This window comes from Streptomyces sp. NPDC001393 (genome assembly GCF_053597455.1).
Genome location: NZ_JBSFIH010000111.1, coordinates 1 through 10,890, shown reverse-complemented (window position 1 = coordinate 10,890; position 10,890 = coordinate 1). Strand labels below are relative to the sequence as shown.

The window sequence follows — 10,890 nt, the reverse complement described above, 5'->3', positions numbered from 1 at the left end:
CGGATCCACACCGTCTGCATCCCCCGGCACGGCCACCACGCGCGCTCCCGCGAGCGGGCGCGTTCGCGCCCGCCGCCGCTACTTTCGGGGACTGCGTTGAGCCGCCTGCTCGAGAATCCGCCGACGCGTCCATCGCCGGCGTCCGCCCTGTTCAGTGAGTGCGTCGGGGGTTTCGAGCAGGGGCAGGTTCCCCTGGGAGAGGCTGCTGGAGAAGGAGTTGACGCTCTTGAACCCCAGCAGGGCGGCCGCCTGGGTCGCCCCGAGGAGCTCGTCGGGGTCGCCGTCGACGGGGACATCGGGCAGTGACGGCGCGGCGCGCTTGGCGCCGGCGCGTTTTCCGCGGCCGGGCCGGGTGGCCATCCAGTCCAGCAGGGTCTGAACGCGCCACATCTGCCGGCGGTAGGGGTTTTCCGGAGTGCCCAGCTCTTCGACGACGTCCGGGTCGGGGAAGTAGCCGGGGTGGTCGCGGACGTAGGTGGTGACCTGGTTGGGGTTCTTGTAGCCCAGGAACCTCGAGGCCTCCGCCGCGGTCAGCAGGTCCTTCGGGTCGCGGGAGGGCGGCGTGTGCTCGCGGAGCCTGGCGGGCCGGCGGCCGGCGAACCACTTGGTGACCTCGGCGTGGTCCCACAGGCGTGCACGGCCGCGGTGGCCGGCGACTTCGGGGAATCCGTTCTCGGCGCGCTCGGTGTACAGCATGCTGATCCGCGCAGGCGACAGACCCTGCTCAGCCGCGATCTCAGCAGCGTCGGCCAGACGTGGCTCTCGGCGCGAGGTCATGGCGGATGGATCCGTCCTGTCGGAAAGTGAGCCGGCCTGCCCGGCCCACAACTCACATAATGGCAGGAGTTTGGGGTGGGGGTCCAGCCCGCCGCCCAGGTTCTTCTCCCGGCGGCGGACCAAACGGGGTCATTCCTCGGGGATCAGGCAGACGCCGCGGCGGGCGGCGTCCGCGGCCATCTCCGAGTAGGCCATCGCGGCCGGCGTCATCTCCCACTCGGCCAGGGCCAGCAGCAGGAGCAGCTCGTCGCGGTCGTGGGATGCATCGCAGGGCATGCCGGCCGCGCTCGCAGCCGCTGCCAGATCCTGCGTGGGCAGCCCGCCGAAGCGTCCCGCCACGCGCTGGCGCAGACCCTCAAGGCCCTGCTGGTACAGCTCGGCTGCTTCGCGCAGGAGCAGCACCAAGTCCTCATCGTGGCTGGCCGGTGCCGCCGCGGCGAGGTCGAGGATGCGCTGGGTGGTCGTCGTCATCATCAGCAGTATGCCTCCCTGGCAGGGGTGAAGGCAGACGCGGTGGTCAGCTGCAGCCGTCGCACAGCGCGCGGCCGCCGCGGCGGGCCAGCTCAGGTTGCTTGCGGGGCTCCTTCTTCAGCGCCGCCCGCACCTGCTCCTCGAGGGCGGTGAACTCCGGGCCGTCGTCCGCACACACGACGCCGGGGTCGGGTGCCCCGCAGGTTTCGGCATGCCGGATCAGGTCGGTGATGCGCCGGTCAGGGCGGAAGCTGTCGCCGCGCGCCTGCTCCACCTCGGCGTACAGGGCGGCTAGCCGCGGCCGCCGGCCGATGGAGAGCAGCAGGTCGCGGCGGGAGGCGAAGCAGCAGCACAGCGAGCAGGAGCAGCGGGAGGTTCCGGACCAGTCGCCTGCTCCGGGTACCGAGTCGTACGTCCAGCAGTACGGCACCGGTGCGCTGGCGTGCCACTCTTTGACCGCGTCGGTCGACCAGTCCTTGATGGGCAGCCACTCGTCGACGACGCGCGCACTGTTGGCCTGCACCGTGCGGAAGGCCGCACGCTTCTTGCGGTCGGGACCCTCGTCGCTGCGCAGGCCCATGACCTTCAGGATCCGCACCGGCCGGCCGAGCTCGCGCTTGAGGCGGCTGACGATCGGTGTCCAGGCGGTGGAGACCACGCTCTCCTTGGCGCTCTTGCGGCAGTACGGGCTGCCTTTGCGCGGGAACCGTCCGTACGCTGCGATCTCGGTCAGCAGACTGTGCGGCATCCGGGTGCCGTCCGGGACGGGCATGGTGCGGGTGACCTCCAGGTGCCGGTCGGCCGGCACCCCGAAGGCGGCGCTCTGCAGCGCGGCGAGCTCGGACACCCCCGGATACCGGATGCCGTCGAAGACGACCGGCGGCCACTCCAGCACACCGAGGCTGGAGTGGTACGAGATCACCCGGTCGTCCACGCCGGCGGCCAGGGCGGCCTCCATGAACACGGCGATCATCACCGCACTGTCCTTGCCGCCGGATATCTGGGGTGCGAGCAGATCGTATGAGGTCAAATCAGGCGTGTGGAGCGGGTGGTTGGCAAGACACGAAGACATGACGGCTCCGGTGAGAACAGAAGCGGGCGGTGGGGCTGGGCGCGCGAGACGGCGGTCGGGAACGCGTGAGGCGGGCCGCCGGGGGAGGGAGACCGGGCTTGATCTCCTCTGGCTGGTGGCGGCTTCAGCCGAGCCGGAAGGGAACGTCACGGCGTCTCCCCGCCCGCGGGCCCCTCCGTCGGGGCCGCGCCGGTGAAGAGGGAGAGCTGACCGGCCGGGGACGAGGCAGGCCGGGGCGTGGTCGGTGGATCCTGGGGGCCCGGGGGCGCTTCGGAGCCGTCGGCGACGGCGGTGTGCTCGACGTCTGTGGGGTGAGTGCAGGGGCAGACCCAACGGCAGGGCCGTTGGCCGGATCCGTGTTGGATCACGGCGACGACGAAGCCGCCCCGGTCTGTGATGGTGCCGGCGTCCTTGTCGACGCGGGGGTGGCCGACGCTGACGCACTGGTCATGGTGGCCTGAGGCGCAGGGGTGGCAGGTGCCGCGCTCGCAGGAGCACCAGCGGTGGAAGCCGTGGGGGTAGGCGTCCTCGATCTTGCGCAGTCCCTTGGTCCAGGCGTTCGCGCGGACCCAGGAGGCTTCCTCCTCGGTCATCGGGGAAGGCACGGTGGAGGGGACGGGATCGAGGATGCCCATGATCGATGCGCCGATGAAGCGCAGCCAGGTCGTCATGTCTCGTCTCCGAACAGGGTGGGCGTGGTGTGGAGTTCGTTCATCCAGGCCAGGAGGCGGGGGAGGTTGGCATCGGGGCCGAAGGCGAGGTAGGTGCCGTCGCAGCTGGTGCAGCCGAAGGCCTGCGCGATGCGCAGCCGTCGGCGGGAGTTGACCCGGCCCATGTGGACGGCCAGGCCGCGCTCGCGGGCCTCAAGGGCTAGGCGGTGCGCGGCCGGGCCGGTCTTCCAGGCCGTGCTGCCGGTGAGGAACAGCACGTCGATGACGTCCCAGGGGATGAGGTTGTGCTCGCTGCCGTCCTAGGCGGCGAAAGCGGCCGGAACGCCCAGGGAGCGGATCCGCTCCAGCCACGGCATCGACTCGGTCAAGGTCGCCGCGGCGTCCATGGGGACGTCGGGGGCCACGGCCCACAGGCATCGGTCGCGTCCGTAGCGGTCGACGGTTGCCTTCAGCCAGGTGAACCAGGCTTCGGCACCGGGCCAGCCCTTGCCGAACTTGCCGTTGTCGCAGGCGTACAGGGCGCCGGGCGGGATCACGTTGCCCTGGGCCGGGGTCGTCATGCAGGCCAGGAGGCCGGCCTGCATGGCGGCCCGTATGTCAGCGCCGGACGGCGTGGCCAGGTACAGCACGACGCGGGAGACGGGCGGGAAGAGCAGGGGATACGGGCATGGGCGCGCGCATGCGGAGATCCTTCCGGGCAAGGGGGAGAGGTGGTTCAGGCGAGGGAGAGTTGGGCGGCGGAGCCCGAGAGCAGGGCGTCCCACTCCTGCTCGAAGGTGTCTTCCTGCTTGTCGATCACGCGGGCAGGGGCGGTGGCGAACAGCTCTTCCGCCATCGGCCACGCCGTGCCTCGGGCGCGGACCCAGGACCGGGCACGCCCGTACAGCGGGTCGTACTCGACCTCGACGCCGTGCCTCTCGGAGACGGTGATCAGCCGCTGTGCCAGCTGCCTTGGGCGGCCGAGGTCTACGCGCTCGGTGGAGCGCATCACGGGCCGTCGCTTGCCGGAGCCGGACAGCAGGAACAGGCGGCGCACGTGGTACAGCGCCCACGGCATGTCGAGCTCGCGCTCGAACGCCTCCAGGCACGCGCGGTCCCGTGGCCGGGAGCGGTCGAACATCTCCAGGAGGGTCTTGCGGCCGTAGAGCTTGGCGTTGGGGTTGAGGCTCATCGCCGTGTACTCCAGGCGCAGCACCTCACCGGCGATATCGGGGTGGCAGCGCATGCGCTCCAGGTGGGCGGGCAAGGCGCCCATGGAGACGGGGAAGCGGCAAGTTATTGAGAATCGAGACAGGAGCGTGACCTTTCTGTCGTGGGGTCTGTGTGGGTTTGGTTCGGCAGCGCAGACGGCCGTCGCGATACTCGGTTGATCTCCGACGGGGCGGTGTGGAGACTCCAGGCCGTGACCAAAGCTGCGCGTGACCTTGTTCTGGAGCACTTCGCATGGATTGACGGCCATGCCGATGTGTGGGCGATCTTCCGAGACGCTGAGGCCCTCAATGCGGTCGTCAAGGCGCTCGTCGATCCGTTCCGGGAGGCTGGCGTCACCGCGGTCTGCGGCGTCGAGTCGCGAGGTTTCCTCCTGGGTGCCGCCGCTGCGGTGGAACTGGGGGTTGGCTTCGTGCCGGTTCGTAAGGGCGACGGGCTATTTCCCGGCGAGAAGGTTGAGCGTCGGGCGGCGCCGGACTATCGGCACCAACAACACCGCCTTCGTCTTCAGCGGTCTGCGCTGAAGGCGGGCGACAGGGTGTTGTTGGTTGACGACTGGATCGAGACCGGGAACCAGGCGACCGCGGTCAGGGACATGGTCGCGGAGTGCGGCAGCAGCTGGGCTGGTTGCAGCGTCGTCGTTGATCAGCTCGGTGAGGAGCGGAGACAGACGGTCGGGCCGGTTCAGGCGCTGCTGGCCTTCAGTGACCTTCCGTCGTATCGGGTTGAGGAGTAGGCCAGGCGGGGGACGGCGGCAGCCTTCTCCCGGTGGGCATCGTCTGGGCAAGTTGGGTCAGCGGAACGAAGGCATCGGTCGCAGTGCCGAGCTCCCTCGGTGTGGGTCCGGCGGGTGTGGGGGTGTCGGCGAGGCGTTTCGCGAGGGCGGTGACCGCTTCGCGGTCGCCTTCGAGGGCTTCGCGTTCGTCATCTGTGAGGTCGAGCTGTTCGAGCATCTGGTCGATGCCGTCCTTGACGGCCAGGAGTTGGCCGCGGGTGGAGTCCTTGGGGACGTAGAACGGGCAGCGGGCGCAGGCCAGCCGGTGGGGGCACTTGGCGAAGAAGTCGTAGCTGCAGTAGCCGCTGCCCAGGTCGTAGTACTTCCAGGGCTGTTCGCCGCCGGCGGCGGCGCCGGTGAGGATGGACTCGCGGTCGATGAGGACCTGGATGGTGCGGACGTTGCGGGCGAAGTAGTCGGCCTTCTTGTAGGCCGCGGTGAGGGTGCGCTGCAGGGTCGCAGCGTAGTAGCGCGTGCTGGCGGGGTGCTTGTGACCAAGCCATTGCTGCAGGTCGTTGAGGGTTAGCGGCTCGCGTGCGTTGAGGAGTTGGGTGGCGATGGTGGCGCGTGCCCGGTGGCTGGTCAGCGCGCCGCGGGAGTCGCTCTGTGGGACGCCGGACTTGCGGCAGAGAGCCGGGAGGATGTTGTGGTTCAGGTAGTCCTTGCCGACGAGCTGCCCCCGGTGGCAGAACAAGTGCTGCCGTTTCTGGCCGGTCTTGCGGTCGGCTAGGTCGGGCTGGGGTGGGCGGACGAGCTTCCAGGCGTCGATGAGCTGGCCGACGACGGGGTCGACCGGTTTGTTGAACGGACGGGACGTCTTGTTCTGAGGGATGTGGAGCAGACAGACGGTGAAGGGCTCGCCGCTGGTGTCGTCGGTGCCCTTGTCCCAGGTGACGCAGTCCAGTTCGAGACGGCGGATCTCGTCGACGCGGCAGCCGCCGAACAGCCAGACCCCGACCATCGCCCGGACCATCTCGATCGGATAGTAGGTGGCCTTCCATCCCGCTTTGCGAGCCCGGCCGGAGCCGTATCGCTTGAGGTCCTCGCTGTTCAGGGTCAGTCCGGCGGCCATGAGCTTGGCCCACGACGCGTCGTCGATAATCCTGGGGTTCGGTCCCATCTGGGCGCGCAGAGACAGCGGCATGCTCATCACTCGGCGCGGGTCGAAGCGCGGTTTGATCCATTCCCATTCGATGAGGTCACAGAAGAACCCGCGGATGCTGTCGATCCGCGCTGCCCGGCCTCCCGCGGAGATGGGCTGGCCGAAGCGGCTGTGGTTGCGGTTGTGTCCGGCCCACTGCCCGACGGTGGCTTGCATGGTGTCGGCGATGTACTCGGCCGCCATGTCCCTGGTCCACTGGTCCGGCGAGATGACGTCCGGGTGCTTCTCCGCGGCCCAGCGTCCGCCGATGAGGATGACGGAGAACATCGACCGGATGGTGCCGGGTTCGTGGGTGGAGAACTTCCGCCAGCGCAATGCCCATTCGGCCCATTCCTGCGGGACGGTGGAGAGCATGTCGGAACGGGGCCCGGCCTTGTCCTCGTTGGCGTGCAGCGGGGCGGGGATGATGCCCTTGGCTGCGAGCACCCGGGAGATCTTGATGAGGCCGCGGCGCCGACTGGTCAGACCGGCTGCCTTGTAGTCGTCGACGAGTTGACGTACGAGCTCGTCGGTGAGGTCGTCCAGGTGCGGGCTGCCCATGCTGAGGAGGGCGTCGAGGACTGCGTTGCCGACCTGCCATTCCAGCAGGTGCGGGGAGGTCTGCCAGGAACTCAGGGTCTGTTCGATCTCGTGCAGCGCAGGACTGGTGGCGCCGGGGCCGAAGATCAAGTCGGCAAGCCTGCGGAGCTGGTTGATCCCGGCGGTGTGGTGGAGGCGGTGGTGCCCGCCGAGGAGGTGGCCCAGAGCCGCGATATGCAGACGGGCGGGACCGGCCGTCCGGGATATCTCCGCCCAGGTGGTCTCGTCCCACGACTGGTAGGAGATTCCGCGGGCGCGTACCTCGTCGAGGATCCGGTTGCGAGCGGTGCGGCCCCCGTTGCGGGACCAGGCCCGCACGGCTTCGTCGACCGGTTGCATCAGCTCCAGCAGGGCCTCCCGCGGCATTGTGCCGTCGGGAGCCTGGACGGGATCGGCTGTGCTCATCGCTCCTCCAGCAGTGAGGCGAGCAGTCGCTCGCGATCGGCTTGGATGGTCTTGTTCGTGCGGTGGAATCGGGCGGCCAGTTCGCGACCGGACAGATGGATGTAGCGCATGGTGGTGGCGAGATCGCGGTGGCCGGCGTACTGGGCGATCTGGTCGATGGTCCAGTCGGCGCGGGCCAGGTCGGTCAGCCGCAGATGTCGCAAGGTGTGGGTGGACAGCCGGTCGGCTCCGGCGTTGCGGGCGATGCGTTCGACGGTCTTCGACCAGCTGGACGGTCCCAGTGGAGAGCCGTAGTTGCGGTTCGAGGACGAGCGGAATAGCGGACCGTCGATCCGGCCGAACATCGTGCGGCGTTCGTGAAGGTAGGAGACGAACAGTCGGGACGAGGTGGCGCCGAAGACCACCTCCCTGGCTCGTTGGGACTTGGTGGTTTCCGCCCGCAGGTGGATCAGGCTGTGTGCGGGCTCGAAGTCGTCGACGTCGAGTTGGACGAGTTCTTCGCGGCGCAGAGCACCGTCATAGGCGAGCGTGATCATCAGCCGGTTGCGCAGAGTCTCCTTCACGGAGGCGACCAGAATCCGTTGCCAGACCTCCTCGTTGGGGATCCAGGGAGCTTGCTCGATGCGCCGTACGAGGCCCTGCCGGGCTCTGCGTCCGCGGCGGCTTGCCTGTCCTCGTCGGACCGGGTTGTGTTCGCGCAGCCCGTCTTCCACCAGGTACTCGTAGAAGGACCGGACGGCCACCAGGCGCTGTTGAATGGTCGCGTTCGCCAGACCCGCCTCGGCTCGGCGAGGTCCTTTCGCGGGGCGTTTCACGGGACGGTCCAGCATGTCCCTGATCCAGGCGGCGACGGTGTCCGCACGGGCCAGCATGGGGTCCGTGCCTTCCGCCGCACAGAACCGCAGGTGGTCCTCGACTGCCCGCCCGTACGCGTCGATGGTGTTGGGTGCTCGACCGATGTTGGCCGTGAACTCCAGCCACCGGTGAGCTTGTTGATGCTCGGCAACAGTGGGGAACTTGCCCCACGGGATGGGGGCCATGACTGCAGGCTAGACCCGCCCGATTCCACATAAAGCAGAAGGTGCAGTACGACTTCGGCCAGTGCACGCCGAACCGGTCCAGGAGATAGGCCTCGCACTGCTGCCGGTCCCAGGCCCAATCGATGAGCGGGAACTCACCGGTGCGTCCAGGGATCTTCGAGGCGGCCTGGTCGCCGAAGCGGCGGCCTTCCTCGTCGGCGTTGAAGCCCATGATCTGCCTGAACGGGCGGCCGCCGAAGACCTGGGTGAGCCACCAGTCGCCCACGGCACCCTTGGCCCACAGGCTGCATTTGCGGGTGCCGGCCTGCTGGGGCACCGTGCCCACAGACTCCAGGTCGTCCCACAGCGTCCACGGCCCACGGGCGAAGAGCCGCTCGGGGTGGCGGGAGTCGTCCAGGATCGTGAAGCCGTCCTCCTTCAGGCGCCCGTTGCGCGCCAGCTGGACGAAACGCACGCCGTGCTCGCGGAGCAGCGGGAGCATGAACTCATCGACCAGGAGCCGGGTTTCGGGCCACTCGCTGCCGGTGGCCATGTAGAGGACGGCGGTGCGCTCCAGGTCGATGCCGTACGTGGCGGGGGCGGTGAGCACTCGTGCGAGGTAGGCGGTCGAGTCCGCGCCCAGTCCCCAGTTGATGACGGTGTCCAGGTCGTCGTTGGCGGTGAGGCCGGGCAGCGACGGGGTGTACGTGGTGCCGGGCATGGCGGTGCGTCACTCCTCCGCGGCGCGTTCGGGCAGGGTGCTCTCGGGCATGGCGGCCTTTCGGGCATGGCGCGGCACCGGCAGGCGAACCGGTGCCGCGCCGGGGCGGGCGGTGAAGGGGAAGAAGGGCGAGAGGGTCAGCGGCCGACGTGAAGGGGCGAGCCGTCGGCGGCGGAGGTGCCGGTGTTGGACCAGCCGGAGGACCTCTGCTCCTCCCACCACGCGGGTGGGTTGCCCGGCCGCCTGGCGAACGGCCGGGCCGCGTTCGGCGTGGAGAGAGGAGGCGCCGGGGGAGGGGTGACGGGGCCGGCGGCAACCGGGCTGGGCAGGCTGACTTCGGTGTACGCGACGCGCTGGCGCAGGCTGATGCCGAGGTCGTCGACGCTCAGGTAGACGGAGTTGTCCTTGATCTCGGTGATGCGGCCCTTGACCAGGACGGTGACCCCGCTGGTGAGGGATTCGGTGGCGTTGCGTGCGAGGTCCCGCCAGGCGGTGCACACGTAGGAGATCGGGGTCCCGTCCCGCCACTTCTGTGTGGCGGCGTCCCACTGGCTGGGGGTCTCGGTGAGGCGGAAGCGGCAGACGGCGATGCCGGATGGGGTGAAGCGGCATTCGACGTCGCTGCTGACGGTGCCGGACACGTGCCTGATCGACGGGGCCATGTGAACACCTCCTATCTCAAATAATAGTGTGTATTGGTGGTGAGTCAATCCCCCTTCGCCCGCAGCACCCAGCGGACCAGCCGCCGCAGCCTCTGCCGCCACCCTGCGGCCGCCGCTCCCGCCAGTACTGCACCCCCGCTGAACACCGTGGACTCCTCGACCTCCACATGCAGCGGCACCATGTGCCCGGGCTTGATCAGCAGCTGGTCGGCGGTGTCGAGATGCACCGAGACCCGCACAGCCTGCACGTCGGCGTCCAGGTAGGCGAAGACCAGAACACCTGCGATCTCGATGCACGGCAGGCCTTCGTCGTCGGGGCCGGCCATCGGGTGGAAGACGGCCGCGCTGTTGACCTCGGCGCAGACCTCCTCGCCGGGGAAGCGGACGCCGTTCGCAGCTGGCAGAGTCCGCACCAGCCGGCCGATGTCGTCGGCGTACAGCGAGTAGTGCTCCTCCGCGCGCTGTGCCTGCGGCCCGTAGTACAGGTCAACGGCCTCACGGTCGTTGAGGGGCGGGCACTTCGGGATGCCGTCGTTGCCGAGCACGTTGTCCCAGCTGCTGCGCACGTGCTGTGCCAGGCAGGCCAGCGCCGAGGCCTCGTCGGCCCAGAGTGTCACCTCGTCCTCGTGCCGGTCCTGGCGGCGCAGCACCCAGACGCTGCCCGCGACGTGCCGTGTGCGCGTCACCGGGCGGGTGAAGTCGAAGCGCGCGAGCCACCCATCAAGAATGTCGACGGTGTCGGCGCCGGGCCACTCGTCGGTGCGTTCCTCCAGCGCTTTCATCTGCTCGTACAGGTCGATGACGGCTGCGCCTTCGGGCGTGGCCGGGTCGGGCGTGATCACGGAAGACTCCTTCAACGAAGAGACAGCGGGGCGAATGGGGGTCACGGACTGCCGCCCAGGAGGCCACGCACCAGCCCCATCAGGCGCTCCTGCTCGGACGTGAGCTGGGCGGGGCGCAGGACGCGCCGGCGCAGGACGGGCACGTCGAGGCTGATGCCCGAGGGCGCATCGGGCCGCTCGGGAGGGAAGAGCAGGCGGTAGTGGTCGGTGTGGATCATCCAGGCCTCGTACCGGTCGGCGGGGCTGCCGCTGCGGGCGGCGTGGCCGTCGTCGGGCTTGCGGGCCGGGCACGGGCAGGACGGATCGGTGCAGGGCCGGCCCGCCGGATGGCTGGCCACGACGGGGCGGTGCCGGTAGTGCGTGGCCGTCCCGTTGAGCATGGGGCAGTGCGCGGCGGCGTATGGCAGGCACTCGGGGTGCAGCGCGGGTTCTGAGGTTCCCCCGACGTGCGGGAGTGGATGACTAGCTGGTCAGAACGGGTTGACGTGGTTTCAGGTTCACTTGTTCGGCCGCTGCCTGGTCGGA

At 69.3% G+C, this 10,890-nt stretch carries 13 protein-coding genes; 1 reads left to right on the top strand and 12 read right to left on the bottom strand.

The genetic code is table 11. The features are described from left to right. Window positions 1-78: 78 nt before the first annotated feature. From ACWC2T_RS45040 to ACWC2T_RS45010, 7 genes are all read right to left on the bottom strand, one after another. Window positions 79-777 carry a hypothetical protein gene (locus ACWC2T_RS45040; RefSeq protein ID WP_450676087.1) on the bottom strand — a complete coding sequence of 233 codons (699 nt, stop codon included), beginning with the start codon at window positions 775-777 and terminating at the stop codon, window positions 79-81. Window positions 778-906: 129 nt separating this feature from the next. Further along, complete coding sequence (locus ACWC2T_RS45035; RefSeq protein WP_450676086.1) at window positions 907-1,248, bottom strand: hypothetical protein; 342 nt, start codon at window positions 1,246-1,248, stop codon at window positions 907-909. Window positions 1,249-1,294: 46 nt separating this feature from the next. Beyond that, the gene (locus tag ACWC2T_RS45030; RefSeq protein WP_450676085.1) at window positions 1,295-2,278 is read right to left on the bottom strand and encodes a phosphoadenosine phosphosulfate reductase; all 984 of its coding nucleotides are present in this window, start codon (window positions 2,276-2,278) and stop codon (window positions 1,295-1,297) included. Window positions 2,279-2,466: 188 nt separating this feature from the next. After that, complete coding sequence (locus tag ACWC2T_RS45025) at window positions 2,467-2,991, bottom strand: DUF6248 family natural product biosynthesis protein (protein ID WP_450676084.1); 525 nt, start codon at window positions 2,989-2,991, stop codon at window positions 2,467-2,469. Then, complete coding sequence (locus tag ACWC2T_RS45020; protein WP_450676083.1) at window positions 2,988-3,248, bottom strand: hypothetical protein; 261 nt, start codon at window positions 3,246-3,248, stop codon at window positions 2,988-2,990. Before ACWC2T_RS45020 ends, ACWC2T_RS45025 begins: the two co-directional genes overlap by 4 nt. A gap of 42 nt (window positions 3,249-3,290) precedes the next feature. Then, window positions 3,291-3,575 carry a hypothetical protein gene (locus ACWC2T_RS45015; RefSeq protein WP_450676082.1) on the bottom strand — a complete coding sequence of 95 codons (285 nt, stop codon included), beginning with the start codon at window positions 3,573-3,575 and terminating at the stop codon, window positions 3,291-3,293. Window positions 3,576-3,706: 131 nt separating this feature from the next. Further along, window positions 3,707-4,246 carry a hypothetical protein gene (locus tag ACWC2T_RS45010; protein WP_450676081.1) on the bottom strand — a complete coding sequence of 180 codons (540 nt, stop codon included), beginning with the start codon at window positions 4,244-4,246 and terminating at the stop codon, window positions 3,707-3,709. Between the two features lie 147 nt (window positions 4,247-4,393). On the opposite strand from ACWC2T_RS45010, the gene ACWC2T_RS45005 reads away from it, so the two are divergent. Further along, window positions 4,394-4,936 (top strand): phosphoribosyltransferase family protein, encoded by a 543-nt coding sequence (locus ACWC2T_RS45005; RefSeq protein WP_450676080.1) that lies wholly within the window; start codon window positions 4,394-4,396, stop codon window positions 4,934-4,936. Here ACWC2T_RS45005 and ACWC2T_RS45000 read toward each other — a convergent pair. From ACWC2T_RS45000 to ACWC2T_RS44980, 5 genes are all read right to left on the bottom strand, one after another. Continuing rightward, the gene (locus ACWC2T_RS45000) at window positions 4,902-7,121 is read right to left on the bottom strand and encodes a tyrosine-type recombinase/integrase (protein ID WP_450676079.1); all 2,220 of its coding nucleotides are present in this window, start codon (window positions 7,119-7,121) and stop codon (window positions 4,902-4,904) included. The two genes, ACWC2T_RS45005 and ACWC2T_RS45000, sit on opposite strands and share 35 nt — an antisense overlap. Continuing rightward, window positions 7,118-8,161 carry a tyrosine-type recombinase/integrase gene (locus tag ACWC2T_RS44995; RefSeq protein WP_450676078.1) on the bottom strand — a complete coding sequence of 348 codons (1,044 nt, stop codon included), beginning with the start codon at window positions 8,159-8,161 and terminating at the stop codon, window positions 7,118-7,120. Before ACWC2T_RS44995 ends, ACWC2T_RS45000 begins: the two co-directional genes overlap by 4 nt. Before the next feature lie 837 nt (window positions 8,162-8,998). After that, window positions 8,999-9,523 (bottom strand): single-stranded DNA-binding protein, encoded by a 525-nt coding sequence (locus ACWC2T_RS44990; protein WP_450676077.1) that lies wholly within the window; start codon window positions 9,521-9,523, stop codon window positions 8,999-9,001. A 44-nt stretch (window positions 9,524-9,567) separates the two neighbouring features. Continuing rightward, window positions 9,568-10,365 (bottom strand): hypothetical protein, encoded by a 798-nt coding sequence (locus ACWC2T_RS44985; RefSeq protein ID WP_450676076.1) that lies wholly within the window; start codon window positions 10,363-10,365, stop codon window positions 9,568-9,570. A gap of 41 nt (window positions 10,366-10,406) precedes the next feature. Next, window positions 10,407-10,745 (bottom strand): hypothetical protein, encoded by a 339-nt coding sequence (locus tag ACWC2T_RS44980; RefSeq protein WP_450676075.1) that lies wholly within the window; start codon window positions 10,743-10,745, stop codon window positions 10,407-10,409. Between the last annotated feature and the right edge of the window lie 145 nt (window positions 10,746-10,890).